Source organism: Candidatus Pantoea formicae, from assembly GCF_011752625.1.
GTDB lineage: Bacteria > Pseudomonadota > Gammaproteobacteria > Enterobacterales > Enterobacteriaceae > Pantoea > Pantoea formicae.
On the sequence record NZ_VWXD01000014.1, the window covers coordinates 69,775 to 93,685 of the forward strand.

A 23,911-nucleotide genomic window follows, 5' to 3' on the forward strand; every position below is an offset into this window, starting at 1 on the left:
TGTTGGCATCCTCAGTCTTGAACCTTTCTGGTTGGTTATTGCACGCAAAATAGACCAATGAGACGGGATCTCAGTTCTCAACGGTTAGGAGATATCATGAAAGTAGCAAAAGACCTGGTGGTGAGCCTGGCGTATCAGGTTCGTACCGAAGACGGTGTGTTGGTTGACGAGTCACCGGTGAGTGCACCGTTGGACTATCTGCACGGTCATGGTTCCCTGATTTCTGGTCTGGAAAAAGCGCTGGAAAATCATGCTGTAGGCGATAAGTTTGATGTGCATATCCCAGCAAACGACGCTTACGGTCAGTACGATGACAATCTGGTTCAGCGCGTTCCTAAAGATGTGTTCATGGGCGTGGATGAACTGCAGGTTGGTATGCGTTTCCTGGCAGAGACCGATCAGGGTCCTGTGCCAGTTGAAATCACCGAAGTGGAAGACGAGCACGTTGTGGTTGATGGTAACCACATGCTGGCGGGTCAGAACCTGAACTTCAATGTGGAAGTAGTGGCGATCCGTGAAGCAACGGAAGAAGAAATCGCACACGGCCACGTACATGGTGCAGATGGCCATCATCACGATCATGACCACGACCATGGTCACGACCACGGCCAAGGCGGCTGCGGTACCGGTGGTTGCGGCTGCAGCCACTAAGTTCGATGTTGATGTGCAAGAGGCCACCTTTGGGTGGCCTTTTTCTTTTAATAATGCGGAGGAGGCGTCTCTTCGGACTGCGAAGCGATCAAGGAAGGTGTTGCCGCTTTCACCTTGTCCACTAACAAGCGCACCTGCTCACGCATTCTACTCATCTCCAACTCGTGCTGGACCACCGTGTGATTGAGCTGATCGATAGTGTGCTCCTGAAAAGCCAGCTTGCTCTCCAGCGCCTCAAGGCGTTGTTCCCACTCTTCATGTTGCATCATCTCTTCTCCTGTTACGGTGCTGCGCCTGGCGCGTATCGGGCGAGATTCTACGGCCTTTGGCGCCAGAATCACCCGATTTTTAACCTTTACGGGCTCCTGCGGTTGAAAACAGCGCTAATGCCTTCATCTCTGGTGAAACTTCCTGATGCAAAAAAGGTCGGATGTTAAGCGGGTAATTACGTTGTGGGAGTGTTCGCCGCTGCCACGTAAAGTTATAGTGTGGGCCACTGTCCGCAATGATTCCCGAGGTTTTGACGCTTCGGTTTTGGAGAAAGGATGAATTCACTGTTTAAAGTCACATTGTTAGCTACCACCATGGCCGTCGCGTTAAATGCACCGCTGGCTATGGCCGCAGAAACCACCGCAGCGCCAACGGATGCCGCTCAGGCTGCACCACAGGCACCGAAGAATGCTGCCTTCAAAAATGAAGACCAGCAATCAGCCTATGCGCTGGGCGCCTCTCTGGGTCGCTACATGGACAATTCTCTGAAGGAACAAGAGAAACTCGGCATCAAACTGGACAAAGACCAGCTGATCGCGGGTGTTCAGGATGCATTTGGTGGCAAGAGCAAGCTCTCTGACCAAGAGATCGAGCAGACGCTGCAAGCCTTTGAAGGCCGCGTGAAAGGCGCTGCACAAGCGAAGATGGAAAAAGATGCGAAAGAGAACTCTGACAAGGGTGCTGCATACGCTGACAAATTCGCTAAAGAAAAAGGCGTGAAGAAGACTGAATCTGGCTTGCTGTATCAGGTTGAGAAAGAAGGCACCGGTGATGCACCGAAAGATAGCGACACGGTTGTCGTGAACTATAAAGGTACGCTGATCGACGGTACCGAGTTCGACAACTCTTACACCCGTGGCGAGCCGCTGTCATTCCGTCTGGATGGTGTTATCCCAGGTTGGACTGAAGGTCTGAAGCACGTGAAGAAAGGCGGTAAGATCAAGCTGGTGATCCCACCAAACTTGGCTTACGGCAAAAATGGCGTTCCGGGTATTCCGGCTAACTCCACGCTGGTCTTCGATGTTGAGCTGCTGGATATCAAACCCGCACCAAAAGCGGATGAGAAAGCGCAGGCTCCAGCCGCCGCTGATAAGAAAGCGCAGTAATCTGTCCTTTCTTACACCGCCGCCTCCGGGCGGCGGTTTCATTTCTATCCCCTGACAAAGCTCTGGCTAAACACCCCGACATTTGCCAGACTAGCGCCTGCACAACTATCACAATATGAGTCTGCCCCTACGCTGTCGAGACAGGCTCCAGCCACTTAGGGTAATGTCTTCGATGTCTAATCCATTCAATCCCGGTGAACTGACTGACTTCGATTTACTGGAGCAACGTCCGTTCGAGCAAGCAGACTACGATATCCTCAAATCTTACGAAGCGGTCGTTGATGGTCTGGCGATGCTGATCGGCTCGCATTGCGAAATCGTGCTGCATTCACTGGATGATTTGAAATGCTCTGCGGTGCGCATCGCCAATGGTGAACATACCGGCCGTAAAGTGGGTTCTCCGATTACCGATTTAGCGCTGCGTATGCTGCACGATATGCATGGCGCAGACAGTAATGTTTCCCGCGCCTATTTCACGCGTGCCAAAAGCGGCGTGTTGATGAAATCCATGACCATTGCGATTCGCAATCGCCAGCAGCGTGTTATCGGCCTGCTGTGCATCAACATGAACCTTGATGTGCCGTTCTCGCAGATTATGTCGACTTTCTTGCCGCCAGAAACGCAGCAGGTTGACTCCAACGTCAACTTTGCCAGCTCGGTAGAAGATCTGGTGATGCAAACGCTGGAATTTACCATTGAGGAAGTGAGTAACGATCGCAACGTTTCTAACAACGCTAAGAATCGCCAGATTGTGCTCAATCTGTATGAGAAGGGCATCTTCGATATTAAAGACGCCATCAACCAAGTCGCCGATCGCCTGAACATTTCGAAGCACACGGTTTATCTCTATATTCGCCAATTCAAAAGCGGCGATTTCCAGGGGCAGGATCGCTAATGCGTTACACCTTGCTGGTGACGGGGCCGGCATACGGCACGCAGCATGCCAGTAGTGCGCTGCTGTTTGCGCATACGCTGATCAAAGAGGGCCATCAGTTGGAGAGCGTTTTCTTCTATCGGGAAGGTGTGATGAATGCCAACCAGCTGAGTGCACCAGCCAGCGATGAAGTGGATGTGGTGCGCGCATGGCAGCAACTACGTGAAGAGAGTGGCGCTGCGCTGAATATCTGCGTGGCTGCTGCTTTACGCCGTGGCGTGACGGATGCGCATGAAGCTGCTCGCTTGCAACTGGCAGGCAGTAATTTGCAGCCCGGCTTCGAACTGAGTGGCTTAGGTGCGCTGGCAGAAGCCGCGCTGACCTGCGATCGTCTGGTGCAATTCTAATGAATCGCGTGGCTTTTCTCTTCACTCAGGCACCACATGGGAGTAGCGCGGGCAGGGAAGGGCTGGATGCGGTGCTGGCCACCGGCGCGCTCAGCGAAGATATCGCTTTGTTCTTTATCGGCGATGGCGTGCTGCAACTCCATCGCGAACAGCAGCCGGAAACGATTCTGGCACGTAACTACATCGCCACCTTCGGTGTGCTTGAGCTCTACGATATCGATCAATGTTTTGTCTGCCAGGAATCACTGCTGGCGCGCGGGCAGAGTCTCATGGCAAACCGCGTGCTGGAAGCTGAGGTGCTGGATGCTGCGACGCTACGCGAAAAACTGGCTACTTATCACCGAATCATCCGTTTCTGAGAATTGACCATGCTCTACACGCTGCTGCAATCCCCCTGGCAATGCGATATGGAAAGCCTGCTGCTGCTCTTGCAGGAGGGTGATGATGTGTTGTTGTTACAAGATGGCGTGACGGCCGCGCTCGAGGATAGCCAGATGTTAATCAAGTTATCGGCGTCACCTGCCAGCCTTTGGGTACTGGAGGCGGATGTGGTGGCTCGCGGTCTGGTTGGGCAAATTTCAACCAAAGTGCCGGCTCTGGACTATACTGGGTTCGTTGCCTTGACGATCAAACACCAACAACAAGTGGCCTGGTAACAGCGAAAACCTGGTTATTTCTTGACACCCTTTTGACACAGCCCTAAAATTCTGCCTCCTCGTAGTAATACGAGGCGATTTATTACGTGTTTACGAAGCAAAAAGCTAAATCCCAGGAGCTATTTAATGGCAACAGTTAACCAGCTGGTTCGCAAACCACGCGTACGCAAAGTTGCAAAGAGCAACGTGCCTGCGCTGGAAGCTTGCCCGCAGAAACGTGGTGTTTGTACTCGTGTGTACACCACTACCCCTAAAAAACCAAACTCAGCACTGCGTAAAGTTTGCCGTGTGCGTTTGACTAACGGTTTTGAAGTTACCTCCTACATCGGCGGTGAAGGTCATAACCTGCAGGAACACTCAGTGATCCTGATCCGTGGCGGTCGTGTTAAAGACTTGCCAGGTGTGCGTTACCACACCGTTCGTGGTGCGCTTGACTGCTCAGGTGTTAAAGATCGTAAGCAGTCACGCTCCAAGTACGGCGTGAAGAAGCCAAAGGCTTAATGGTTCTCCGTTAAGTAAGGCCAAACATTTTCACTTTAATGTCAAAATAAACTCATAGAGTTTTGGACAATCCTGAATTAACAACGGAGTAATTCCATGCCACGTCGTCGCGTCATTGGTCAGCGTAAAATTCTGCCGGATCCTAAGTTCGGATCAGAACTGCTGGCTAAGTTTGTAAATATCCTGATGGTAGATGGTAAAAAATCTACTGCTGAATCTATCGTCTATACCGCACTTGATACCCTGGCTCAACGTGCTGGTAAAGATGGTCTGGAAGCTTTCGAAGTTGCACTCGAAAACGTACGTCCGACTGTAGAAGTTAAGTCACGTCGCGTTGGTGGTTCAACCTACCAGGTTCCAGTTGAAGTCCGTCCGGTTCGTCGTAATGCTCTGGCAATGCGTTGGATCGTAGAAGCTGCTCGTAAACGCGGTGATAAATCTATGGCTCTCCGCCTGGCGAACGAACTTTCTGATGCTGCAGAGAACAAAGGTACTGCAGTTAAGAAACGTGAAGACGTTCACCGTATGGCTGAAGCCAACAAGGCGTTCGCACACTACCGCTGGTAACAGTTGCGTAGTTATTGTTAAACCAGCGGGCGCCCACAAGGCTAACCCGCTGGGGTCGACTAATTTTGAACGTCCGAAAAACCGAGGAATAAAATGGCTCGTAAAACACCCATTGCTCGCTACCGTAACATCGGTATCAGTGCGCACATCGACGCCGGTAAGACTACCACTACTGAACGCGTTCTGTTCTACACCGGTGTAAACCACAAAATCGGTGAAGTACATGACGGCGCAGCAACCATGGACTGGATGGAGCAGGAACAGGAACGTGGTATTACCATCACTTCCGCTGCGACCACCTGTTACTGGTCTGGTATGGCTAAGCAGTTCGAACCACACCACGTAAACATCATCGACACCCCAGGACACGTTGACTTCACCATCGAAGTAGAACGTTCTATGCGTGTTCTTGATGGCGCGGTAATGGTTTACTGTGCAGTTGGTGGCGTTCAGCCACAGTCTGAGACCGTATGGCGTCAGGCTAACAAATATAAAGTTCCACGCATCGCGTTCGTTAACAAAATGGACCGCATGGGTGCTAACTTCCTGAAAGTTGTTAACCAGATGGAAGTTCGTCTGGGCGCAACTCCAGTTCCTCTGCAGCTGGCTATCGGCGCAGAAGAGAAATTCACCGGTGTTGTTGACCTGGTGAAAATGAAAGCAATCAACTGGAACGACGAAGACCAAGGTGTAACCTTCGTCTACGAAGATATCCCAGCTGATATGCAGGAACTGGCTGAAGAATGGCGTGCGAAGCTGGTTGAAGCCGCTGCTGAAGGCTCTGACGAGCTGATGGAGAAATTCTTCGGTGGTGAAGAACTGACTGAAGAAGAGATCAAAACATCTCTGCGTAAGCGTGTTCTGAACAACGAAATCATCCTGGTAACCTGTGGTTCTGCATTTAAGAACAAAGGTGTTCAGGCGATGCTGGATGCAGTTGTTGAATATCTGCCAGCACCGACTGACGTTACCGCGATCAACGGTATGCTGGACGACGGTAAAGACACGCCGGCTGTTCGTCACTCTGACGACAACGAGCCGTTTGCTGCACTGGCGTTCAAAATCGCTACTGACCCGTTTGTGGGTAACTTGACCTTCTTCCGCGTTTACTCTGGTGTTGTTAACACTGGTGACACCGTGTTCAACCCGGTTAAGTCAAACCGTGAGCGTCTGGGCCGTATCGTTCAGATGCACGCTAACAAACGTGAAGAGATCAAAGAAGTTCGTGCGGGTGATATCGCAGCTGCGATCGGCCTGAAAGATGTGACCACTGGTGACACCCTGTGTGACCCAGATAACGTCATCATCCTTGAGCGCATGGAATTCCCAGAGCCAGTAATCTCTATCGCCGTTGAGCCGAAAACCAAAGCTGACCAAGAAAAAATGGGTCTGGCTCTGGGGCGTCTGGCAAAAGAGGATCCATCTTTCCGCGTATGGACTGATGAAGAATCTAACCAGACCATCATCGCGGGTATGGGTGAGCTGCACCTCGACATCATCGTTGACCGTATGAAGCGTGAGTTCAACGTTGAAGCGAACGTCGGTAAACCACAGGTTGCTTATCGCGAAGCGATTCGCGCTAAAATCACCGATGTTGAAGGTAAACACGCCAAGCAGTCTGGTGGTCGTGGTCAGTACGGTCATGTTGTTATCGACATGTACCCACTGGAGCCGGGTTCTAACCCTAAAGGTTACGAATTCGTCAACGACATCAAAGGTGGTGTGATTCCAACTGAATACATCCCTGCGGTTGATAAAGGTATCCAGGAGCAGCTGAAATCTGGTCCACTGGCCGGTTATCCGGTAGTAGATCTGGGTGTTCGTCTGCACTTCGGTTCTTACCATGACGTTGACTCCTCTGAGCTGGCGTTTAAACTGGCCGCTTCTTTGGCCTTCAAAGATGGCTTTAAGAAAGCGCAGCCCGTTCTGCTTGAGCCAATCATGAAGGTTGAAGTAGAGACTCCGGAAGAGAACACCGGTGACGTTATCGGTGACCTTAGCCGTCGTCGTGGTATGCTCAAAGGACAGGAATCTAACGCTACTGGCGTTCAGATCCATGCTGAAGTTCCACTGTCTGAAATGTTCGGATATGCAACTCAGCTGCGTTCTCTGACTAAAGGCCGTGCTTCTTACTCCATGGAGTTCCTGAAGTACGATGATGCGCCGAACAACGTCGCTCAGGCCGTTATTGAAGCTCGTAGCAAATAAGCTACGGTTTAAAAATTGTGAACTGATGCCTTCATCAATGATGAAGGCATAACGTAAGGAATTATCGCCATGGCGAAAGAGCAATTTCAGCGTAACAAACTGCACGTAAACGTCGGCACCATCGGTCACGTTGACCATGGTAAAACCACTCTGACTGCAGCAATCACCACCGTTCTGGCTAAAACCTACGGCGGCTCTGCTAAAGCGTTCGATCAGATCGATAACGCGCCAGAAGAGAAAGCTCGTGGTATCACCATCAACACTTCACACGTTGAATATGAAACCCCGACCCGTCACTACGCACACGTTGACTGCCCAGGCCACGCCGACTATGTGAAAAACATGATCACCGGTGCTGCGCAGATGGACGGCGCGATCCTGGTTGTTGCTGCGACTGATGGCCCAATGCCACAGACCCGTGAGCACATCCTGCTGGGTCGTCAGGTTGGCGTTCCTTACATCATCGTGTTCCTGAACAAGTGCGACATGGTTGATGACGAAGAGCTGCTGGAACTGGTAGAGATGGAAGTTCGTGATCTGCTGTCAGCATACGACTTCCCAGGCGACGATACTCCAATCGTACGCGGTTCTGCTCTGCAGGCACTGAACGGTGTTGCTGAGTGGGAAGAGAAGATCATTGAGCTGGCTGGTCACCTGGATAACTACATCCCAGAGCCAGTACGTGCAATCGACCTGCCGTTCCTGCTGCCAATCGAAGACGTATTCTCAATCTCAGGCCGTGGTACTGTTGTAACCGGTCGTGTTGAGCGCGGTATCGTTAAAGTGGGCGACGAAGTAGAAATCGTTGGTATCAAGGCGACTGTTAAGTCTACCTGTACTGGCGTTGAAATGTTCCGTAAGCTGCTGGACCAGGGTCAGGCGGGTGAAAACTGTGGTGTTCTGCTGCGCGGTATCAAGCGTGAAGACATCCAGCGTGGTCAGGTACTGGCTAAGCCAGGCACCATCAAGCCACACACCAAGTTCGTATCAGAAGTATACGTACTGTCTAAAGACGAAGGCGGCCGTCATACTCCGTTCTTCAAAGGCTACCGTCCACAGTTCTACTTCCGTACCACTGACGTGACCGGTAACGTTGAACTGCCAGAAGGCGTTGAGATGGTAATGCCAGGCGACAACGTGAAAATGACCGTTGAGCTGATCCACCCAATCGCGATGGACCAGGGTCTGCGTTTCGCAATCCGTGAAGGCGGCCGTACTGTTGGTGCGGGCGTTGTTGCTGAAGTTCTGGCTTAATCGCGGAATGTCGGTGGCTGCCTAGGTAGCCGCCGCAGCACGAAAGAAGAGCACTTCGGTGCTCTTTTTTTTTGTCTGAAATTCGCCATTCAAGCCAATCCCACACAAAAGCTACGTTTGAAATAAAAACCATTCTCATTTACACTTTGATCAGAATTTGTACTGGAGTCGCAGTAAATGTACGTCTGTCTGTGTAATGCCGTGAGTGACAAAACCCTCCGTGAAGTAGTGCGTCGCTATCAGCCCAAATCCATTCAGCATTTACGTCAACTGGTTCCTATCGGAAAACAGTGCGGTAAGTGTATTCGTGTTGCACGCGAGATTATGGATGATGAGTTGCAGAAGGTGCCTTTATACAAAGAGATTGCTTAAGCCATCTCGATATCTGCTGGCAATAACCACAAAAACTGTCCTGTTTTTTTGACTTCTTTTTATCCGCATCTACGATCTATTTACCTGGAAGCGGAGGAAGCAAAATGAAGGGCGACAGTAAAATCATAACTCATCTCAATAAACTGCTGGGGAATGAACTGGTTGCGATCAATCAGTACTTTCTTCATGCACGTATGTTCAAAAACTGGGGGCTTATTCGCCTCAACGATGTCGAGTATCACGAATCCATTGATGAAATGAAGCATGCGGACAAATACATCGAACGCATTCTTTTTCTGGAAGGGATTCCAAATTTGCAGGATCTGGGCCGGTTGCGTATTGGTGAAGATGTGCCAGAAATGCTGCAATCCGATCTGACGCTGGAGTTGGAAGGGGCGAAGGATTTACGTGAAGCGATTGCTTATGCCGACAAGGTGCATGACTACGTGAGCCGCGACATGATGATTGAGATTCTGGGCGAGGAAGAGCATCACATTGACTGGCTGGAAACAGAACTCGACCTGATTCAAAAACTCGGTTTGCAGAATTACCTGCAGGCGCAATTAAAAGAAGAGAGCACAGACTAAAACTCCTTCGTTGTAGCAATGTCACAGAGCCTGTAGAGGGTAATATTGAGCCCCATACAGGCTTTTCCGCATTTAGTCCGCAATTGATGTGGTTAAAAACGCATCACGGGTTGCTTCCTGAACTGATTTGCGTATAATGCGCGGGCCTGCCGATATTGGTATGGCGCGATTCGAGCAGAATCGCAGGTGATAGCAAGCTATGTATCACCTGACAATACTCCCGATTGGGGAGTTATATGCTGAACGATTACACTCCTCCATCAATCGTAATGGATGTGGGTAGTAATTCTTTTCGTTTATAAAATGTTTGGAGCCTTGGTCTCATGTCGAACCAAAGAATCCGTATCCGTCTTAAAGCGTTTGATCATCGCCTGATCGATCAATCAACCGCGGAAATCGTTGAGACTGCCAAGCGCACTGGTGCGCAGGTACGTGGTCCGATCCCGCTGCCAACTCGCAAAGAGCGTTTTACCGTTCTGATCTCTCCGCACGTCAACAAAGACGCGCGTGATCAGTACGAAATCCGCACTCACAAGCGTCTGGTAGACATCGTTGAGCCAACTGAAAAAACCGTTGATGCACTGATGCGTCTGGACCTGGCTGCCGGTGTTGACGTGCAGATCAGCCTGGGTTAATCAGGTCATCGAGCGATTGAGAGGTTGATACAATGATTGGTTTAGTCGGTAAAAAAGTGGGCATGACTCGTATCTTCACTGAAGATGGCGTTTCAATCCCAGTAACCGTAATCGAAGTTGAAGCAAACCGCGTTACTCAGGTCAAAGGCCTGGAAAACGATGGTTACCAAGCTATCCAGGTGACCACCGGTGCTAAAAAAGCAAACCGTGTGAGCAAGCCGGAAGCAGGTCATTTTGCTAAAGCTGGCGTTGAAGCTGGCCGTGGTCTGTGGGAATTCCGCACCGAAGGTGAAGAGTACTCAGTAGGCCAGAGCATCAGTGTTGAAATTTTCGCTGAAGTTAAAAAAGTAGACGTTACCGGTACCTCTAAAGGTAAAGGTTTCGCAGGTACCGTTAAGCGCTGGAACTTCCGTACCCAGGACGCTACACACGGTAACTCCTTGTCTCACCGCGTTCCGGGTTCTATCGGTCAGAACCAGACTCCGGGCAAAGTGTTCAAAGGCAAGAAAATGGCTGGTCAACTGGGTAATGAGCGCGTAACCGTTCAGAGCCTGGAAGTGGTACGTGTTGACGCTGAGCGCAACCTGCTGCTGGTCAAAGGTGCTGTTCCGGGTGCAACCGGCAGCGACCTGATTGTTAAACCAGCTGTGAAGGCGTAAGGGGATAGCAATGGAATTAGTACTGAAAGACGCGCAGAGCGCGCTGACTGTTTCCGAAACTACCTTCGGTCGTGACTTCAACGAAGCGCTGGTTCACCAGGTTGTTGTTGCTTATGCTGCTGGTGCTCGTCAGGGTACTCGTGCGCAGAAGACTCGTGCTGAAGTAACTGGTTCAGGCAAAAAGCCTTGGCGTCAGAAAGGTACCGGCCGTGCGCGTTCAGGTTCTGTTAAGAGCCCGATCTGGCGTTCAGGTGGCGTGACCTTCGCTGCGCGTCCACAGGACCACAGTCAAAAAGTTAATAAGAAGATGTACCGCGGCGCGCTGAAAAGCATCCTGTCCGAACTGGTACGTCAGGACCGTCTGATCGTTGTCGAGACGTTCTCTGTAGAAGCGCCTAAAACTAAGCTGCTGGCACAGAAACTGAAAGACATGGCGCTGGAAGACGTGCTGATCATCACCGGCGAACTGGATGAGAATCTGTTCCTGGCTGCGCGTAACCTGTACAAGGTTGACGTGCGTGATGCAGCAGGTATCGACCCAGTTAGCCTGATCGCCTTCGACAAAGTCGTTATGACTGCGGAAGCAGTTAAGCAAGTTGAGGAGATGCTGGCATGATCCGTGAAGAACGTCTGCTGAAAGTAGTGCGTGCACCGCACGTATCTGAAAAAGCATCTACTGCGATGGAAAAAACCAATACCATCGTTCTCAAAGTTGCTAAAGACGCGACCAAAGCAGAGATCGTTGCTGCTGTTGAGAAGCTGTTCGAAGTTGAAGTTAAAGACGTAAACACCCTGGTTGTTAAGGGTAAAGTTAAGCGTCACGGACAGCGTATCGGTCGTCGTAGCGACTGGAAAAAAGCTTACGTCACCCTGAAGGAAGGCCAGAATCTGGACTTCGTCGGCGGCGCTGAGTAAGTCGGAGGAGAAAGACAATGGCAGTTGTTAAATGTAAACCGACATCTCCGGGTCGTCGTCACGTAGTTAAAGTGGTGAACCCAGAGCTGCACAAGGGCAAACCTTTTGCTCCGCTGTTAGAAAAAAACAGCAAATCCGGTGGTCGTAACAACAATGGTCGTATCACTACCCGTCATATCGGTGGTGGTCACAAGCAGGCTTACCGTATTGTTGACTTCAAACGCAACAAAGATGGTATCCCAGCAGTTGTTGAGCGTCTTGAGTACGATCCGAACCGTTCTGCAAACATCGCACTGGTTCTGTACAAAGATGGCGAGCGCCGTTACATCCTGGCCCCTAAAGGCCTGAAAGCTGGTGATCAGGTTCAATCTGGCGTTGATGCTGCGATTAAAGCAGGTAACACCCTGCCAATGCGTAACATCCCAGTCGGTTCTACCGTTCACAACGTAGAAATGAAACCAGGCAAAGGCGGTCAGATTGCTCGCTCAGCTGGTACTTACGTGCAGATCGTTGCGCGTGATGGTTCCTACGTAACCCTGCGTCTGCGTTCAGGCGAAATGCGTAAAGTCGAAATCGACTGCCGCGCAACCCTGGGCGAAGTCGGTAACGCTGAGCACATGCTGCGCGTTCTGGGTAAAGCTGGTGCAACCCGTTGGCGTGGTGTTCGTCCTACCGTTCGCGGTACTGCGATGAACCCAGTCGATCACCCGCACGGTGGTGGTGAAGGTCGTAACTTTGGTAAGCACCCGGTAACTCCGTGGGGCGTTCAGACCAAAGGTAAGAAGACCCGTAGCAACAAGCGTACTGATAAATTTATCGTACGTCGCCGTAGCAAATAATTTTAGAGGATAAGCCATGCCACGTTCTCTCAAGAAAGGTCCTTTTATTGACCTGCACTTGCTGAAGAAGGTAGAGAAAGCGGTGGAAAGCGGTGACAAGAAGCCCCTGCGCACTTGGTCCCGTCGTTCAACGATCTTCCCTAACATGATCGGTTTGACCATCGCTGTCCATAATGGTCGTCAGCACGTTCCTGTCTTTGTTTCCGACGAAATGGTCGGCCACAAACTGGGTGAATTTGCACCGACACGTACTTATCGCGGCCATGCTGCAGATAAGAAAGCCAAGAAGAAATAAGTAGGAGGAAGAGATGGAAACTATTGCTCAACATCGCCATGCTCGTTCTTCTGCTCAGAAGGTCCGCCTTGTTGCTGACCTGATTCGCGGTAAGAAAGTGTCGCAGGCTCTGGATATTCTGACCTACACCAACAAGAAAGCTGCTGTGTTGGTTAAGAAAGTCCTGGAATCTGCCATTGCGAACGCCGAACACAACGATGGCGCTGATATCGACGATCTGAAAGTCGCGAAAATCTTCGTAGACGAAGGCCCAAGCATGAAGCGCATTATGCCGCGTGCGAAAGGTCGTGCAGATCGCATCCTGAAGCGCACCAGCCACATTACTGTGGTTGTGTCCGATCGCTGAGACTCTGGAGACTAGCAATGGGTCAGAAAGTACATCCTAATGGTATTCGCCTGGGTATTGTAAAACCATGGAACTCTACCTGGTTTGCGAACACCAAAGAATTCGCTGACAACCTGGACAGCGATTTTAAAGTACGTCAGTTCCTGACTAAGGAACTGGCTAAAGCGTCTGTATCTCGTATCGTTATCGAGCGTCCGGCTAAGAGCATCCGTGTGACCATTCACACCGCTCGCCCGGGTATCGTTATCGGTAAGAAAGGTGAAGACGTAGAAAAACTGCGCACGGTCGTCGCGAAAATCGCTGGCGTTCCTGCACAGATCAATATCGCCGAAGTCCGTAAGCCGGAACTGGACGCTAAATTGGTTGCTGATAGCATCACTTCACAGCTGGAGCGTCGTGTGATGTTCCGTCGTGCGATGAAGCGTGCTGTTCAGAACGCAATGCGTCTGGGCGCGAAGGGTATTAAAGTTGAAGTTAGCGGCCGTTTGGGCGGAGCCGAGATCGCACGTACCGAATGGTACCGTGAAGGTCGCGTGCCACTGCACACTCTGCGTGCAGACATTGACTACAACACCTCTGAAGCGCACACCACTTATGGTGTAATCGGCGTTAAGGTATGGATCTTCAAAGGCGAGATCCTGGGTGGTATGGCTGCTGTTGAACAACCGGAACCGGCTGCTCAACCTAAAAAGCAGCAGCGTAAAGGCCGTAAGTAAGGAGAGTCGCTGATGTTACAACCAAAGCGTACGAAATTCCGTAAAGTGCACAAAGGCCGCAACCGTGGTCTGGCGCAGGGTACGGATGTCAGCTTCGGTACTTTCGGTCTGAAAGCTGTTGGCCGTGGTCGTCTGACTGCTCGTCAGATCGAAGCAGCACGTCGTGCTATGACCCGTGCAGTTAAGCGTCAAGGTAAGATCTGGATCCGTGTATTCCCGGACAAACCGATCACCGAGAAGCCGCTTGAAGTGCGTATGGGTAAAGGTAAGGGTAACGTGGAGTATTGGGTTGCCCTGATTCAACCGGGTAAAGTCCTGTATGAAATGGACGGCGTTTCGGAAGAGCTGGCCCGTGAAGCCTTCAAGCTGGCAGCAGCAAAACTGCCTATCAAAACCACCTTTGTTACTAAGACGGTGATGTAATGAAAGCAAATGAGCTGCGTGAAAAAAGCGTTGAAGAGCTGAACGCTGAATTGCTTAACCTGTTGCGTGAGCAGTTTAACCTGCGCATGCAAGCAGCATCTGGCCAGCTGCAGCAGACCCATCTGCTGAAGCAAGTGCGCCGTGATGTTGCACGTGTTAAGACTTTACTGACTGAGAAGGCGGCGTAATGACCGATAAAATCCGTACTCTGCAGGGTCGTGTTATTAGTGACAAAATGCAGAAATCTGCAGTTGTTGCTATCGAACGTGTCGTGAAACACCCGATCTACGGTAAATTCATCAAGCGTACGACTAAGCTGCACATCCATGACGAGAACAACGAGTGTGGGATTGGTGACGTGGTAGAAATCCGCGAAACCCGTCCAGTTTCTAAGACTAAGTCTTGGGCTCTGGTTCGCGTTGTAGAGAAAGCGGTTCTGTAATAGAATCCGTTTCCTCTAAAAAATAAAATGAACGGCTCGTCTGAGCCGTTCATTTTTTCTACCCATCTGCGAGAACCGGTGTTATAATGCCGCGCCCTCAATTATGGGGCTTTTTAACGACCTGAGGTTTGGGTCCCGAAGTAGTAGTTGACATTAGCGGAGCACTAAAATGATCCAAGAACAGACTATGCTGAACGTCGCCGACAACTCCGGTGCACGTCGCGTAATGTGTATCAAGGTTCTGGGTGGCTCGCACCGTCGCTACGCAGGCGTCGGCGACATCATTAAAGTTACCATCAAGGAAGCAATTCCACGTGGTAAAGTTAAGAAAGGTGATGTCCTGAAGGCGGTAGTGGTGCGCACCAGGAAGGGTGTTCGTCGCCCGGACGGTTCTGTCATTCGCTTCGATGGTAATGCATGCGTTATTTTAAACAATAACAGCGAGCAGCCTATCGGTACGCGTATTTTTGGGCCGGTAACTCGTGAACTTCGTACTGAAAAGTTCATGAAAATTATCTCTCTGGCACCAGAAGTACTCTAAGGAGCGAGCAATGGCAGCGAAAATCCGTCGTAACGACGAAGTTATCGTGATTACCGGTAAAGATAAAGGTAAGCGCGGTAAAGTAAAGAATGTCCTGACTTCTGGTAAGGTCATCGTTGAAGGTATCAACCTGGTTAAGAAACATCAGAAGCCTGTTCCGGCTCTGAACCAACCAGGCGGCATCGTTGAAAAAGAAGCTGCTATTCAGGTTTCTAACGTTGCAATCTTCAATGCGGCAACCGGCAAGGCTGACCGTGTAGGCTTTAGATTCGAAGAAGGCAAAAAAGTCCGTTTCTTCAAGTCTAATAGCGAAACTATCAAGTAATTTGGAGTAGTACGATGGCGAAACTGCATGATTACTACAAAGACGAAGTAGTCCAGAAACTCATGACTGAGTTCGGCTACAATTCTGTCATGCAAGTCCCTCGGGTCGAGAAGATCACCCTGAACATGGGTGTTGGTGAAGCGATCGCTGACAAGAAACTGCTGGATAACGCAGCAGCTGACCTGGCAGCAATCTCCGGTCAAAAACCGTTGATCACCAAAGCACGCAAATCAGTTGCAGGCTTCAAAATCCGTCAGGGCTATCCGATCGGCTGTAAAGTAACTCTGCGCGGCGAGCGCATGTGGGAGTTCTTTGAGCGCCTGATCACTATTGCTGTTCCACGTATTCGTGACTTCCGCGGCTTGTCTGCTAAGTCTTTCGATGGTCGTGGTAACTACAGCATGGGCGTTCGTGAGCAGATCATCTTCCCAGAAATCGATTATGACAAAGTCGATCGCGTTCGTGGTTTGGATATTACCATTACCACTACTGCGAAATCTGATGATGAAGGCCGTGCTCTGCTGGCTGCCTTTGACTTCCCGTTCCGCAAGTAAGGTAGGGTTACTTAATGGCTAAGCAATCGATGAAAGCACGCGAAGTAAAGCGTGTGAAATTAGCAGACAAGTTCTTCGCTAAGCGCGCAGAACTGAAAGCGATCATTTCTGATGTGAACGCATCCGACGAAGATCGTTGGGATGCCGTTCTCAAGCTGCAGAGTCTGCCGCGTGATTCCAGCCCTTCCCGTCAGCGTAACCGCTGCCGTCAGACAGGTCGTCCGCACGGTTTCCTGCGGAAGTTTGGGTTGAGCCGTATCAAGGTCCGTGAAGCCGCAATGCGCGGTGAAATCCCGGGTCTGAAAAAGGCTAGCTGGTAATTGTCACCATTTGAATCACGGGAGTAACACAGATGAGCATGCAAGATCCGATCGCGGATATGCTGACCCGTATCCGTAACGGTCAGGCCGCGAACAAAGTTGCGGTCTCTATGCCTTCCTCCAAGCTGAAAGTGGCAATTGCCAACGTGCTGAAGGAAGAAGGCTACATTGAAGATTTTAAAATCGAAGGCGACATCAAGTCTGAGCTGGAAGTTACTTTAAAGTATTTCCAGGGCAAGGCTGTTGTAGAAAGCATTCAGCGTGTTAGCCGTCCAGGTCTGCGCATCTATAAGAAAAAAGATGAGCTGCCAAAAGTAATGGCTGGTCTGGGCATCGCTGTAATTTCTACCTCTAAAGGTGTCATGACTGATCGTGCAGCGCGCCAAGCTGGTCTTGGTGGCGAAATTATCTGCTACGTAGCGTAATCGGAGGATAAAATGTCTCGTGTTGCAAAAGCACCTGTCGTTGTTCCTGCGGGCGTAGAGGTAAAACTCAACGGTCAGGAAATTTCGATCAAAGGCAAAAACGGCGAGCTGACTCGTACTATCAACAGTGCTGTAGAAGTTAAGCATGCAGACAACGCCCTGACTTTCGCTCCACGCGAAGGCTTCTCGGACGCTTGGGCACAGGCAGGTACTGCTCGTGCGCTGCTGAACGGCATGGTTATCGGTGTTACCGAAGGCTTCACCAAGAAGCTGCAACTGGTTGGTGTTGGTTATCGTGCAGCTGTTAAAGGCAACTCTGTGAGTCTGGCCCTGGGCTTCTCTCACCCTGTTGACCATGCACTGCCGGCCGGCATCACTGCTGAATGTCCAACTCAGACTGAGATCGTGCTGAAAGGCGCTGATAAACAGCTGATTGGTCAGGTTGCAGCGGATCTGCGCGCCTACCGTCGTCCTGAGCCTTACAAAGGCAAGGGTGTTCGTTACGCCGACGAAGTCGTGCGTACCAAAGAGGCTAAGAAGAAGTAAGGTAACACTATGGATAAGAAATCTGCTCGTATCCGTCGTGCGACCCGTGCACGTCGCAAGCTTAAAGAGCTGGGTGCTACTCGCCTGGTGGTACATCGTACCCCGCGTCATATTTACGCACAGGTGATCGCCCCGAACGGTTCCGAAGTTCTGGTTGCTGCTTCTACTGTAGAAAAAGCTATTGCCGAACAACTGAAGTACACCGGTAACAAAGACGCTGCTGCAGCCGTAGGTAAAGCTCTGGCTGAGCGCGCTGTCGAGAAAGGCATTACTAATGTTTCTTTCGACCGTTCCGGGTTCCAATATCATGGTCGTGTCCAGGCACTGGCAGATGCTGCCCGTGAAGCTGGCCTTCAGTTCTAAGGTAGAGGTCTAAGATGTCAAACATCGAGAAACAAGCTGGCGAACTGCAGGAAAAACTGATCGCGGTAAACCGTGTATCTAAAACTGTAAAAGGTGGTCGTATTTTCTCCTTCACCGCACTGACTGTAGTGGGTGATGGTAACGGCCGCGTTGGTTTTGGTTACGGTAAAGCGCGTGAAGTTCCAGCAGCGATCCAGAAAGCGATGGAAAAAGCCCGTCGCAACATGATTAACGTCGCGCTGACTCACGGCACCCTGCAGCACCCTGTTAAAGGTGCTCACACGGGTTCTCGTGTGTTCATGCAGCCGGCTTCTGAAGGTACCGGTATCATCGCCGGTGGTGCAATGCGCGCCGTCTTAGAAGTCGCTGGAGTACATAACGTTCTGGCTAAAGCGTATGGTTCTACTAACCCGATTAACGTGGTTCGTGCAACTATCGATGGCCTGGGCAATATGAATTCTCCAGAAATGGTCGCTGCCAAGCGTGGTAAATCCGTTGAAGAAATTCTGGGGTAATCACGATGGCTAAGACTATTAAAATTACACAAACCCGCAGTTCAATCGGCCGCCTGCCTAAGCACAAAGCCACTCTGGTTGGCTTGGGTCTGCGTCGTATTGGTCATACCGTTGAGCGTGAAGACACGCCTGCTGTACGCGGTATGGTTAACGCGATTTCCTACATGCTGAAAGTGGAGGAGTAAGAGATGCGCTTAAACACTCTGTCTCCGGCCGAAGGGTCTAAACACGCTTCTAAGCGTCTGGGTCGTGGTATCGGTTCTGGCCTCGGTAAAACCGGTGGTCGTGGTCACAAAGGTCAGAACTCTCGTTCTGGCGGTGGCGTACGTCGCGGTTTCGAGGGTGGTCAGATGCCTCTGTACCGTCGTCTGCCGAAATTCGGTTTCACCTCTCGCAAAGCAATGGTCACTACAGAAGTTCGTCTGTCTGACCTGGCGAAAGTTGAAGGCGGTATTGTTGACCTGAATACTCTGAAAGCAGCCAACATCATCGGTGTTCAGATTGAATTCGCGAAAGTGATTCTGTCTGGTGAAGTTTCTGCACCGGTAACGGTTCGCGGTCTGCGTGTCACCAAAGGTGCTCGTGCTGCAATCGAAGCTGCTGGCGGTAAAATCGAGGAATAAGTAGCAGATGGCAAAGCAACCGGGATTAGATTTTCAAAGTGCCAAAGGTGGCTTTGGTGAACTGAAGCGCAGACTGTTGTTTGTAATCGGTGCACTGATTGTCTTCCGTATTGGCTCTTTTATTCCAATCCCCGGTATCGATGCCACTGTACTTGCCAAACTGCTTGAGCAACAGCGTGGCACCATCATTGAAATGTTTAACATGTTCTCTGGTGGTGCTCTCAGTCGTGCCTCAATCTTCGCACTGGGTATTATGCCGTATATTTCGGCCTCTATTATTATCCAGCTGCTGACGGTGGTTCATCCAGCGTTGGCCGAGATTAAGAAAGAGGGTGAAGCTGGTCGTCGTAAGATTAGCCAGTACACTCGCTATGGCACCCTGGTTCTGGCTGTATTCCAGTCGATCGGTATTGCTACCGGTTTGCCGAATATGCCTGGAATGCAAGGCTTGGTGTTAAATCCAGGTTTCGCATTCTACTTTACCGCTGTTGTAAGTCTGGTCACTGGAACCATGTTCCTGATGTGGCTGGGCGAACAGATTACTGAACGAGGTATCGGTAACGGTATCTCGATCATTATCTTCGCAGGTATTGTTGCGGGTCTCCCGCCGGCCATTGGCCATACCATCGAGCAAGCGCGGCAAGGTGACCTGCACTTCCTTCTGTTGCTGTTGGTTGCAGTTCTTGTATTTGCAGTGACGTTCTTTGTTATTTTCGTTGAGCGTGGCCAGCGCCGCATTGTGGTCAACTACGCTAAACGTCAGCAAGGTCGTCGTGTATATGCTGCACAGAGCACACATTTACCGTTGAAAGTGAACATGGCGGGCGTAATCCCAGCTATTTTTGCTTCCAGCATTATTCTGTTCCCAGCGACCATCGCGTCATGGTTCGGGGGCGGTACCGGTTGGAACTGGCTGACAACAATTTCGCTGTATTTGCAACCAGGACAGCCGCTTTATGTGCTACTCTATGCGACTGCAATCATCTTCTTCTGTTTCTTCTACACGGCGTTGGTTTTCAACCCACGTGAAACAGCAGATAACCTGAAGAAGTCTGGTGCATTCGTACCGGGAATTCGTCCGGGAGAGCAAACGGCGAAGTACATCGATAAAGTAATGACACGTCTGACCTTAATCGGCGCACTGTATATTACCTTTATCTGCCTGATCCCGGAGTTCATGCGTGATGCCATGAAGGTTCCCTTCTACTTTGGCGGCACATCGCTGCTTATCGTAGTGGTTGTCATCATGGACTTTATGGCTCAAGTGCAAACTCTGATGATGTCGAGTCAGTATGAGTCTGCATTGAAGAAAGCTAACCTGAAAGGCTACGGTCGTTAATTCAGGCGCTTGAGAAGTTACGGAGAGTAAAAATGAAAGTTCGTGCTTCCGTCAAGAAATTATGTCGTAACTGCAAAATCATCCGCCGCGACGGTGTCGTACGTGTGATTTGCAGCGCCGAGCCAAAGCATAAACAGCGCCAAGGCTGATATTGTCACATATTTTTCTTGCAAAGTCGGGTTGAGCTGGCTAGATTAGCCAGCCAATCTTTTGTATGTCGATGCGTTACCATTTGAGTATCCTGAAAACGGGCTTTTCAGCATGGGACGCATTTATTTAATTATAGGAGTGCATAGTGGCCCGTATAGCAGGCATTAACATTCCTGATCAGAAACATACCGTAATCGCATTAACTTCGATTTTCGGAATCGGCAAAACTCGTTCTAAAGCCATCTGCGCTTCAACGGGTATCGCCGAAGATGTTAAGATCAGAGAGCTGTCTGAAGAACAAATTGAACAGCTGCGTGAAGCAGTTGGTAAATTCGTTGTTGAAGGTGATCTGCGCCGTGAAATCACCCTGAGCATCAAGCGTCTTATGGACCTTGGTTGCTATCGTGGTTTACGCCATCGTCGTGGTCTGCCAGTTCGCGGTCAGCGTACTAAGACCAATGCACGTACCCGTAAGGGTCCGCGTAAACCGATCAAGAAATAATCGGGGTGAGTAAATAATGGCAAAGGCACCAGTTCGTGCACGCAAGCGTGTAAGAAAGCAAGTCTCAGATGGCGTGGCTCATGTCCATGCATCTTTTAACAACACCATCGTTACCATTACTGATCGTCAGGGTAACGCACTGGGTTGGGCAACCGCCGGTGGTTCCGGTTTCCGCGGTTCACGTAAATCTACTCCGTTTGCTGCTCAGGTAGCTGCAGAGCGCTGTGCAGAAGCAGTGAAAGATTACGGTATTAAGAATCTGGAAGTTATGGTTAAGGGTCCAGGTCCAGGCCGCGAATCAACAATTCGTGCTCTGAACGCTGCTGGTTTCCGCATCACTAATATTACTGATGTGACTCCAATCCCTCACAACGGTTGTCGTCCGCCGAAAAAACGTCGCGTTTAACGCCCGTTTTTAGGTTAGTTGGAGAAAGAAAATGGCAAGATATTTGGGTCCTAAGCTCAAGCTGAGCCGTCGTGAGGGCACCGACTTATTCCTTAAGTCTGGCGTTCGCGCGATCGATACCAAGTGCAAAATTGAACAACCACCTGGCCAGCACGGTGCGCGTAAACCGCGTCTGTCTGACTACGGCGGCCAGTTACGTGAGAAGCAGAAAGTTCGTCGTATGTACGGCGTGCTGGAGCGTCAGTTCCGTAACTATTATAAAGAAGCAGCACGTCTGAAAGGCAACACCGGTGAAAACCTGTTGGCTCTGCTGGAAGGTCGTCTGGATAACGTTGTTTACCGTATGGGCTTTGGCGCCACTCGTGCAGAAGCACGTCAGCTGGTTAGCCATAAATCTATCCTGGTAAACGGTCGCGTTGTTAACATCGCTTCTTATCAGGTATCTCCGAATGATGTCGTTAGCATCCGTAAGAAAGCCAAACAGCAATCTCGCGTGAAGGCCGCTCTGGAGCTGGCTGAGCAGCGTGAAAAGCCAACCTGGCTGGAAGTTGATGCGACCAAGATGGAAGGTGTGTTCAAGCGTATTCCTGAACGTACTGATCTGTCTGCGGACATTAACGAACACCTGATCGTCGAGCTTTACTCTAAGTAAAGCTTAGTACCAAAGAGAGGACACAATGCAGGGTTCTGTGACAGAGTTTCTAAAACCGCGCCTGGTAGATATCGAGCAAGTGAGTTCGACGCACGCCAAGGTGACCCTTGAGCCATTAGAGCGTGGCTTTGGCCATACTCTTGGCAACGCACTGCGCCGTATTCTGCTTTCTTCCATGCCGGGTTGCGCGGTGACCGAGGTTGAGATCGATGGCGTGCTCCACGAGTACTCCACCAAAGAGGGCGTACAGGAAGATATCCTGGAAATCCTGCTCAATCTGAAAGGGCTGGCGGTAAGAGTTCAGGGTAAAGATGAAGTCATCCTCACCTTGAATAAATCTGGCATTGGCCCTGTGACTGCAGCCGATATCACCCACGACGGTGATGTCGAAATCGTCAAGCCGCAGCATGTGATCTGCCATCTGACCGATGAGAATGCATCTATTAGTATGCGTATCAAAGTTCAGCGTGGTCGTGGTTATGTGCCGGCTTCTGCCCGAATTCATTCGGAAGAAGATGAGCGCCCAATCGGCCGTCTGTTGGTTGACGCTTGCTACAGCCCTGTAGACCGTATCGCCTACAATGTTGAAGCAGCGCGTGTAGAACAGCGCACCGACCTGGACAAGCTGGTCATCGAAATGGAAACCAACGGTACAATCGATCCTGAAGAGGCGATTCGTCGTGCGGCAACCATCCTGGCAGAACAACTGGAAGCTTTCGTTGACTTACGTGATGTACGTCAGCCGGAAGTGAAAGAAGAGAAACCAGAATTCGATCCGATCCTGCTGCGCCCTGTTGACGATCTGGAATTGACTGTCCGCTCTGCTAACTGCCTTAAGGCAGAAGCTATCCACTACATCGGTGATCTGGTACAGCGTACCGAGGTTGAGCTGCTTAAAACGCCTAACCTTGGTAAAAAATCTCTTACTGAGATTAAAGATGTGCTCGCTTCACGTGGTTTGTCTCTGGGCATGCGCCTGGAAAACTGGCCACCAGCAAGCATTGCTGATGAATAATCAGATCACAGGTTAAGGTTTCACTGAGAAGGATAAGGTCATGCGCCATCGTAAGAGTGGTCGTCAACTGAACCGCAACAGCAGCCATCGTCAGGCTATGTTCCGCAACATGGCCGGTTCTCTGGTTCGTCACGAGATCATCAAAACGACTCTGCCGAAAGCCAAAGAACTGCGTCGCGTAGTTGAGCCGCTGATTACTCTTGCCAAGACCGACAGCGTAGCTAATCGTCGTCTGGCATTCGCCCGCACTCGTGATAACGAGATCGTGGCAAAACTGTTTAACGAGCTGGGCCCGCGTTTCGCGAGCCGTGCCGGTGGTTACACTCGCATTTTGAAGTGTGGCTTCCGTGCTGGTGACAACGCTCCGATGGCTTACATCGAGCTGGTTGATCGTCCAGAAGCTCAAGCAGAAGCTGCTGCAGAGTAATCTGTTGCAACGTAGAAAACCCGCTTCGGCGGGTTTTTTATTACCTGTCATTTCTTCCCATTTCTCCCCCATTCGCTATTCTGAACGCTGTGATTCATAGCAGGAGTTCATCATGTGGCTGATCGATCAATTAGTAGAACAGCACATTCGTGCCGCTCAGGAGAAAGGCGAGCTAAGCAATCTGCCTGGTGAAGGTGCGCCTTTAAAGCTGGACGATGACAGCGGTATACCGCCTGAGCTGCGAACGGCTTATCGTTTATTGAAGAATTCCGGTTTTTTGCCACCTGAATTGGAACTGCGACGCGAAGCACTGGAACTCAATGACCTTCTTCGTCAGTTAGACCCGGCCGAACGGCATGCTAGTGAATTAAATAAAAAGCTGGCATTGCTGGAGATGAAATTGCGACAGGCTGGTATGAGCACTGACTTTTTGCACGGTGAATATGCTGATTCCATTGGCCAGCATCTGCAGCAGGAGAAGTAAC

General features: G+C 50.6%; 42 protein-coding genes. 41 read left to right on the top strand and 1 reads right to left on the bottom strand.

The genetic code is table 11. The features are described from left to right. Nucleotides 1-96 precede the first annotated feature (96 nt). On the top strand, nucleotides 97-651 hold the full coding sequence (slyD, locus tag F3J38_RS24385) for a peptidylprolyl isomerase (RefSeq protein ID WP_034830781.1): 555 nt from the start codon (nucleotides 97-99) through the stop codon (nucleotides 649-651). A 47-nt stretch (nucleotides 652-698) separates the two neighbouring features. On the opposite strand, the gene F3J38_RS24390 is transcribed toward slyD, so the two are convergent. Then, nucleotides 699-917 (bottom strand): SlyX family protein, encoded by a 219-nt coding sequence (locus tag F3J38_RS24390; protein ID WP_167143267.1) that lies wholly within the window; start codon nucleotides 915-917, stop codon nucleotides 699-701. A 279-nt stretch (nucleotides 918-1,196) separates the two neighbouring features. Between F3J38_RS24390 and fkpA the strand changes: the two genes are divergently transcribed. From fkpA to F3J38_RS24590, 40 genes are all read left to right on the top strand, one after another. Beyond that, nucleotides 1,197-2,027: an FKBP-type peptidyl-prolyl cis-trans isomerase gene (gene fkpA, locus F3J38_RS24395; RefSeq protein WP_167143185.1), complete on the top strand. Its 831-nt coding sequence runs from the start codon at nucleotides 1,197-1,199 to the stop codon at nucleotides 2,025-2,027. A gap of 172 nt (nucleotides 2,028-2,199) precedes the next feature. Next, nucleotides 2,200-2,922: a helix-turn-helix transcriptional regulator gene (locus F3J38_RS24400; RefSeq protein ID WP_167143188.1), complete on the top strand. Its 723-nt coding sequence runs from the start codon at nucleotides 2,200-2,202 to the stop codon at nucleotides 2,920-2,922. Then, entirely contained in the window at nucleotides 2,922-3,308 is a 387-nt protein-coding gene (gene tusD, locus F3J38_RS24405) for a sulfurtransferase complex subunit TusD (protein WP_167143191.1), read from the top strand. Before F3J38_RS24400 ends, tusD begins: the two co-directional genes overlap by 1 nt. Continuing rightward, on the top strand, nucleotides 3,308-3,667 hold the full coding sequence (gene tusC, locus F3J38_RS24410; RefSeq protein WP_167143194.1) for a sulfurtransferase complex subunit TusC: 360 nt from the start codon (nucleotides 3,308-3,310) through the stop codon (nucleotides 3,665-3,667). Before tusD ends, tusC begins: the two co-directional genes overlap by 1 nt. Before the next feature lie 9 nt (nucleotides 3,668-3,676). Further along, on the top strand, nucleotides 3,677-3,964 hold the full coding sequence (gene tusB, locus F3J38_RS24415) for a sulfurtransferase complex subunit TusB (protein ID WP_167143197.1): 288 nt from the start codon (nucleotides 3,677-3,679) through the stop codon (nucleotides 3,962-3,964). A gap of 126 nt (nucleotides 3,965-4,090) precedes the next feature. After that, nucleotides 4,091-4,465, top strand: coding sequence for a 30S ribosomal protein S12 (rpsL, locus tag F3J38_RS24420; RefSeq protein WP_006120575.1), 375 nt, complete (start codon nucleotides 4,091-4,093; stop codon nucleotides 4,463-4,465). 96 nt (nucleotides 4,466-4,561) lie between these two features. Continuing rightward, nucleotides 4,562-5,032: a 30S ribosomal protein S7 gene (gene rpsG, locus F3J38_RS24425; protein ID WP_007886246.1), complete on the top strand. Its 471-nt coding sequence runs from the start codon at nucleotides 4,562-4,564 to the stop codon at nucleotides 5,030-5,032. Between the two features lie 93 nt (nucleotides 5,033-5,125). Further along, nucleotides 5,126-7,240 carry an elongation factor G gene (gene fusA / locus F3J38_RS24430; protein WP_167143200.1) on the top strand — a complete coding sequence of 705 codons (2,115 nt, stop codon included), beginning with the start codon at nucleotides 5,126-5,128 and terminating at the stop codon, nucleotides 7,238-7,240. Nucleotides 7,241-7,309: 69 nt separating this feature from the next. After that, nucleotides 7,310-8,494 (top strand): elongation factor Tu, encoded by a 1,185-nt coding sequence (gene tuf, locus F3J38_RS24435; RefSeq protein ID WP_034830763.1) that lies wholly within the window; start codon nucleotides 7,310-7,312, stop codon nucleotides 8,492-8,494. 177 nt (nucleotides 8,495-8,671) lie between these two features. Continuing rightward, nucleotides 8,672-8,866 (top strand): bacterioferritin-associated ferredoxin, encoded by a 195-nt coding sequence (gene bfd, locus F3J38_RS24440; protein WP_039330903.1) that lies wholly within the window; start codon nucleotides 8,672-8,674, stop codon nucleotides 8,864-8,866. Nucleotides 8,867-8,970: 104 nt separating this feature from the next. Further along, nucleotides 8,971-9,453, top strand: coding sequence for a bacterioferritin (gene bfr, locus F3J38_RS24445; RefSeq protein WP_034830757.1), 483 nt, complete (start codon nucleotides 8,971-8,973; stop codon nucleotides 9,451-9,453). 323 nt (nucleotides 9,454-9,776) lie between these two features. Then, complete coding sequence (rpsJ, locus tag F3J38_RS24450; protein WP_006120582.1) at nucleotides 9,777-10,088, top strand: 30S ribosomal protein S10; 312 nt, start codon at nucleotides 9,777-9,779, stop codon at nucleotides 10,086-10,088. Between the two features lie 32 nt (nucleotides 10,089-10,120). Continuing rightward, a complete protein-coding gene (gene rplC / locus F3J38_RS24455) occupies nucleotides 10,121-10,747 on the top strand; it encodes a 50S ribosomal protein L3 (protein WP_167143204.1) in 627 nt (208 codons plus the stop codon). Between the two features lie 10 nt (nucleotides 10,748-10,757). Then, nucleotides 10,758-11,363, top strand: coding sequence for a 50S ribosomal protein L4 (gene rplD, locus F3J38_RS24460; protein WP_034830751.1), 606 nt, complete (start codon nucleotides 10,758-10,760; stop codon nucleotides 11,361-11,363). Continuing rightward, complete coding sequence (rplW, locus tag F3J38_RS24465) at nucleotides 11,360-11,662, top strand: 50S ribosomal protein L23 (protein WP_007891652.1); 303 nt, start codon at nucleotides 11,360-11,362, stop codon at nucleotides 11,660-11,662. The genes rplD and rplW overlap by 4 nt, the downstream gene beginning before the upstream one ends. 17 nt (nucleotides 11,663-11,679) lie before the next feature. Continuing rightward, on the top strand, nucleotides 11,680-12,501 hold the full coding sequence (gene rplB / locus F3J38_RS24470) for a 50S ribosomal protein L2 (RefSeq protein ID WP_034830746.1): 822 nt from the start codon (nucleotides 11,680-11,682) through the stop codon (nucleotides 12,499-12,501). A 16-nt stretch (nucleotides 12,502-12,517) separates the two neighbouring features. Further along, nucleotides 12,518-12,796, top strand: coding sequence for a 30S ribosomal protein S19 (gene rpsS, locus F3J38_RS24475; RefSeq protein WP_001138115.1), 279 nt, complete (start codon nucleotides 12,518-12,520; stop codon nucleotides 12,794-12,796). A gap of 13 nt (nucleotides 12,797-12,809) precedes the next feature. Next, nucleotides 12,810-13,142 carry a 50S ribosomal protein L22 gene (rplV, locus tag F3J38_RS24480; RefSeq protein WP_007891659.1) on the top strand — a complete coding sequence of 111 codons (333 nt, stop codon included), beginning with the start codon at nucleotides 12,810-12,812 and terminating at the stop codon, nucleotides 13,140-13,142. A gap of 17 nt (nucleotides 13,143-13,159) precedes the next feature. Then, complete coding sequence (gene rpsC, locus F3J38_RS24485) at nucleotides 13,160-13,858, top strand: 30S ribosomal protein S3 (RefSeq protein ID WP_034830744.1); 699 nt, start codon at nucleotides 13,160-13,162, stop codon at nucleotides 13,856-13,858. Nucleotides 13,859-13,870: 12 nt separating this feature from the next. Then, nucleotides 13,871-14,281: a 50S ribosomal protein L16 gene (gene rplP / locus F3J38_RS24490; RefSeq protein ID WP_015962145.1), complete on the top strand. Its 411-nt coding sequence runs from the start codon at nucleotides 13,871-13,873 to the stop codon at nucleotides 14,279-14,281. Further along, complete coding sequence (gene rpmC / locus F3J38_RS24495) at nucleotides 14,281-14,469, top strand: 50S ribosomal protein L29 (RefSeq protein ID WP_167143208.1); 189 nt, start codon at nucleotides 14,281-14,283, stop codon at nucleotides 14,467-14,469. Before rplP ends, rpmC begins: the two co-directional genes overlap by 1 nt. After that, nucleotides 14,469-14,723, top strand: a complete 255-nt coding sequence (gene rpsQ, locus F3J38_RS24500) for a 30S ribosomal protein S17 (RefSeq protein WP_167143211.1) — start codon at nucleotides 14,469-14,471, stop codon at nucleotides 14,721-14,723. Before rpmC ends, rpsQ begins: the two co-directional genes overlap by 1 nt. A 169-nt stretch (nucleotides 14,724-14,892) precedes the next feature. Further along, nucleotides 14,893-15,264 (top strand): 50S ribosomal protein L14, encoded by a 372-nt coding sequence (rplN, locus tag F3J38_RS24505; protein WP_006120590.1) that lies wholly within the window; start codon nucleotides 14,893-14,895, stop codon nucleotides 15,262-15,264. A 10-nt stretch (nucleotides 15,265-15,274) separates the two neighbouring features. Then, a complete protein-coding gene (gene rplX, locus F3J38_RS24510; protein WP_034830741.1) occupies nucleotides 15,275-15,589 on the top strand; it encodes a 50S ribosomal protein L24 in 315 nt (104 codons plus the stop codon). A 14-nt stretch (nucleotides 15,590-15,603) separates the two neighbouring features. Further along, a complete protein-coding gene (gene rplE, locus F3J38_RS24515) occupies nucleotides 15,604-16,143 on the top strand; it encodes a 50S ribosomal protein L5 (protein ID WP_013510763.1) in 540 nt (179 codons plus the stop codon). A 14-nt stretch (nucleotides 16,144-16,157) separates the two neighbouring features. Next, nucleotides 16,158-16,463 (top strand): 30S ribosomal protein S14, encoded by a 306-nt coding sequence (rpsN, locus tag F3J38_RS24520; RefSeq protein WP_006120592.1) that lies wholly within the window; start codon nucleotides 16,158-16,160, stop codon nucleotides 16,461-16,463. 32 nt (nucleotides 16,464-16,495) lie between these two features. Continuing rightward, entirely contained in the window at nucleotides 16,496-16,888 is a 393-nt protein-coding gene (rpsH, locus tag F3J38_RS24525) for a 30S ribosomal protein S8 (RefSeq protein ID WP_007891668.1), read from the top strand. A gap of 12 nt (nucleotides 16,889-16,900) precedes the next feature. Continuing rightward, nucleotides 16,901-17,434, top strand: a complete 534-nt coding sequence (gene rplF, locus F3J38_RS24530) for a 50S ribosomal protein L6 (protein WP_038644335.1) — start codon at nucleotides 16,901-16,903, stop codon at nucleotides 17,432-17,434. 9 nt (nucleotides 17,435-17,443) lie between these two features. Beyond that, on the top strand, nucleotides 17,444-17,797 hold the full coding sequence (gene rplR, locus F3J38_RS24535) for a 50S ribosomal protein L18 (RefSeq protein ID WP_008104733.1): 354 nt from the start codon (nucleotides 17,444-17,446) through the stop codon (nucleotides 17,795-17,797). A gap of 14 nt (nucleotides 17,798-17,811) precedes the next feature. Continuing rightward, nucleotides 17,812-18,312, top strand: coding sequence for a 30S ribosomal protein S5 (gene rpsE / locus F3J38_RS24540; protein WP_007891679.1), 501 nt, complete (start codon nucleotides 17,812-17,814; stop codon nucleotides 18,310-18,312). Between the two features lie 5 nt (nucleotides 18,313-18,317). Further along, a complete protein-coding gene (gene rpmD / locus F3J38_RS24545) occupies nucleotides 18,318-18,497 on the top strand; it encodes a 50S ribosomal protein L30 (protein WP_021186404.1) in 180 nt (59 codons plus the stop codon). Between the two features lie 3 nt (nucleotides 18,498-18,500). Then, nucleotides 18,501-18,935 carry a 50S ribosomal protein L15 gene (rplO, locus tag F3J38_RS24550; protein ID WP_167143214.1) on the top strand — a complete coding sequence of 145 codons (435 nt, stop codon included), beginning with the start codon at nucleotides 18,501-18,503 and terminating at the stop codon, nucleotides 18,933-18,935. A gap of 7 nt (nucleotides 18,936-18,942) precedes the next feature. After that, nucleotides 18,943-20,274, top strand: a complete 1,332-nt coding sequence (secY, locus tag F3J38_RS24555; protein ID WP_167143217.1) for a preprotein translocase subunit SecY — start codon at nucleotides 18,943-18,945, stop codon at nucleotides 20,272-20,274. A 32-nt stretch (nucleotides 20,275-20,306) separates the two neighbouring features. Then, the gene (rpmJ, locus tag F3J38_RS24560; RefSeq protein WP_004160566.1) at nucleotides 20,307-20,423 is read left to right on the top strand and encodes a 50S ribosomal protein L36; all 117 of its coding nucleotides are present in this window, start codon (nucleotides 20,307-20,309) and stop codon (nucleotides 20,421-20,423) included. Nucleotides 20,424-20,569: 146 nt separating this feature from the next. Beyond that, nucleotides 20,570-20,926: a 30S ribosomal protein S13 gene (rpsM, locus tag F3J38_RS24565; RefSeq protein ID WP_039330880.1), complete on the top strand. Its 357-nt coding sequence runs from the start codon at nucleotides 20,570-20,572 to the stop codon at nucleotides 20,924-20,926. 16 nt (nucleotides 20,927-20,942) lie between these two features. Next, entirely contained in the window at nucleotides 20,943-21,332 is a 390-nt protein-coding gene (gene rpsK / locus F3J38_RS24570; protein ID WP_004160563.1) for a 30S ribosomal protein S11, read from the top strand. Nucleotides 21,333-21,363: 31 nt separating this feature from the next. Further along, nucleotides 21,364-21,984, top strand: a complete 621-nt coding sequence (rpsD, locus tag F3J38_RS24575; RefSeq protein WP_167143220.1) for a 30S ribosomal protein S4 — start codon at nucleotides 21,364-21,366, stop codon at nucleotides 21,982-21,984. Between the two features lie 25 nt (nucleotides 21,985-22,009). Continuing rightward, nucleotides 22,010-22,999 carry a DNA-directed RNA polymerase subunit alpha gene (locus tag F3J38_RS24580; RefSeq protein WP_007891688.1) on the top strand — a complete coding sequence of 330 codons (990 nt, stop codon included), beginning with the start codon at nucleotides 22,010-22,012 and terminating at the stop codon, nucleotides 22,997-22,999. 40 nt (nucleotides 23,000-23,039) lie between these two features. Next, a complete protein-coding gene (gene rplQ / locus F3J38_RS24585; protein ID WP_003850180.1) occupies nucleotides 23,040-23,426 on the top strand; it encodes a 50S ribosomal protein L17 in 387 nt (128 codons plus the stop codon). Between the two features lie 112 nt (nucleotides 23,427-23,538). Beyond that, the gene (locus F3J38_RS24590; RefSeq protein ID WP_167143224.1) at nucleotides 23,539-23,910 is read left to right on the top strand and encodes a DnaJ family domain-containing protein; all 372 of its coding nucleotides are present in this window, start codon (nucleotides 23,539-23,541) and stop codon (nucleotides 23,908-23,910) included. Nucleotide 23,911 lies beyond the last annotated feature (1 nt).

Coding starts and splice junctions, on each gene's coding strand:
- rpsJ (WP_006120582.1), top strand. CDS start 9,777: ATGTCGAACCAAAGAATCCGTATCCGTCTTAAAGCGTTTGATCATCGC.
- rplN (WP_006120590.1), top strand. CDS start 14,893: ATGATCCAAGAACAGACTATGCTGAACGTCGCCGACAACTCCGGTGCA.
- fusA (WP_167143200.1), top strand. CDS start 5,126: ATGGCTCGTAAAACACCCATTGCTCGCTACCGTAACATCGGTATCAGT.
- tusD (WP_167143191.1), top strand. CDS start 2,922: ATGCGTTACACCTTGCTGGTGACGGGGCCGGCATACGGCACGCAGCAT.
- rpsN (WP_006120592.1), top strand. CDS start 16,158: ATGGCTAAGCAATCGATGAAAGCACGCGAAGTAAAGCGTGTGAAATTA.
- rplD (WP_034830751.1), top strand. CDS start 10,758: ATGGAATTAGTACTGAAAGACGCGCAGAGCGCGCTGACTGTTTCCGAA.
- rpsD (WP_167143220.1), top strand. CDS start 21,364: ATGGCAAGATATTTGGGTCCTAAGCTCAAGCTGAGCCGTCGTGAGGGC.
- slyD (WP_034830781.1), top strand. CDS start 97: ATGAAAGTAGCAAAAGACCTGGTGGTGAGCCTGGCGTATCAGGTTCGT.
- F3J38_RS24390 (WP_167143267.1), bottom strand. CDS start 917: ATGCAACATGAAGAGTGGGAACAACGCCTTGAGGCGCTGGAGAGCAAG.
- rplQ (WP_003850180.1), top strand. CDS start 23,040: ATGCGCCATCGTAAGAGTGGTCGTCAACTGAACCGCAACAGCAGCCAT.
- rpmC (WP_167143208.1), top strand. CDS start 14,281: ATGAAAGCAAATGAGCTGCGTGAAAAAAGCGTTGAAGAGCTGAACGCT.
- F3J38_RS24400 (WP_167143188.1), top strand. CDS start 2,200: ATGTCTAATCCATTCAATCCCGGTGAACTGACTGACTTCGATTTACTG.
- rpsH (WP_007891668.1), top strand. CDS start 16,496: ATGAGCATGCAAGATCCGATCGCGGATATGCTGACCCGTATCCGTAAC.
- rpsC (WP_034830744.1), top strand. CDS start 13,160: ATGGGTCAGAAAGTACATCCTAATGGTATTCGCCTGGGTATTGTAAAA.
- tuf (WP_034830763.1), top strand. CDS start 7,310: ATGGCGAAAGAGCAATTTCAGCGTAACAAACTGCACGTAAACGTCGGC.
- rpsQ (WP_167143211.1), top strand. CDS start 14,469: ATGACCGATAAAATCCGTACTCTGCAGGGTCGTGTTATTAGTGACAAA.
- rpsS (WP_001138115.1), top strand. CDS start 12,518: ATGCCACGTTCTCTCAAGAAAGGTCCTTTTATTGACCTGCACTTGCTG.
- rpsE (WP_007891679.1), top strand. CDS start 17,812: ATGTCAAACATCGAGAAACAAGCTGGCGAACTGCAGGAAAAACTGATC.
- rplC (WP_167143204.1), top strand. CDS start 10,121: ATGATTGGTTTAGTCGGTAAAAAAGTGGGCATGACTCGTATCTTCACT.
- rplW (WP_007891652.1), top strand. CDS start 11,360: ATGATCCGTGAAGAACGTCTGCTGAAAGTAGTGCGTGCACCGCACGTA.
- rplX (WP_034830741.1), top strand. CDS start 15,275: ATGGCAGCGAAAATCCGTCGTAACGACGAAGTTATCGTGATTACCGGT.
- rplR (WP_008104733.1), top strand. CDS start 17,444: ATGGATAAGAAATCTGCTCGTATCCGTCGTGCGACCCGTGCACGTCGC.
- secY (WP_167143217.1), top strand. CDS start 18,943: ATGGCAAAGCAACCGGGATTAGATTTTCAAAGTGCCAAAGGTGGCTTT.
- rpsL (WP_006120575.1), top strand. CDS start 4,091: ATGGCAACAGTTAACCAGCTGGTTCGCAAACCACGCGTACGCAAAGTT.
- tusC (WP_167143194.1), top strand. CDS start 3,308: ATGAATCGCGTGGCTTTTCTCTTCACTCAGGCACCACATGGGAGTAGC.
- rplV (WP_007891659.1), top strand. CDS start 12,810: ATGGAAACTATTGCTCAACATCGCCATGCTCGTTCTTCTGCTCAGAAG.
- rplE (WP_013510763.1), top strand. CDS start 15,604: ATGGCGAAACTGCATGATTACTACAAAGACGAAGTAGTCCAGAAACTC.
- rpsK (WP_004160563.1), top strand. CDS start 20,943: ATGGCAAAGGCACCAGTTCGTGCACGCAAGCGTGTAAGAAAGCAAGTC.
- rpmD (WP_021186404.1), top strand. CDS start 18,318: ATGGCTAAGACTATTAAAATTACACAAACCCGCAGTTCAATCGGCCGC.
- rplP (WP_015962145.1), top strand. CDS start 13,871: ATGTTACAACCAAAGCGTACGAAATTCCGTAAAGTGCACAAAGGCCGC.
- rplB (WP_034830746.1), top strand. CDS start 11,680: ATGGCAGTTGTTAAATGTAAACCGACATCTCCGGGTCGTCGTCACGTA.
- F3J38_RS24590 (WP_167143224.1), top strand. CDS start 23,539: ATGTGGCTGATCGATCAATTAGTAGAACAGCACATTCGTGCCGCTCAG.
- bfr (WP_034830757.1), top strand. CDS start 8,971: ATGAAGGGCGACAGTAAAATCATAACTCATCTCAATAAACTGCTGGGG.
- rplO (WP_167143214.1), top strand. CDS start 18,501: ATGCGCTTAAACACTCTGTCTCCGGCCGAAGGGTCTAAACACGCTTCT.
- bfd (WP_039330903.1), top strand. CDS start 8,672: ATGTACGTCTGTCTGTGTAATGCCGTGAGTGACAAAACCCTCCGTGAA.
- rpsG (WP_007886246.1), top strand. CDS start 4,562: ATGCCACGTCGTCGCGTCATTGGTCAGCGTAAAATTCTGCCGGATCCT.
- rpmJ (WP_004160566.1), top strand. CDS start 20,307: ATGAAAGTTCGTGCTTCCGTCAAGAAATTATGTCGTAACTGCAAAATC.
- F3J38_RS24580 (WP_007891688.1), top strand. CDS start 22,010: ATGCAGGGTTCTGTGACAGAGTTTCTAAAACCGCGCCTGGTAGATATC.
- fkpA (WP_167143185.1), top strand. CDS start 1,197: ATGAATTCACTGTTTAAAGTCACATTGTTAGCTACCACCATGGCCGTC.
- tusB (WP_167143197.1), top strand. CDS start 3,677: ATGCTCTACACGCTGCTGCAATCCCCCTGGCAATGCGATATGGAAAGC.
- rplF (WP_038644335.1), top strand. CDS start 16,901: ATGTCTCGTGTTGCAAAAGCACCTGTCGTTGTTCCTGCGGGCGTAGAG.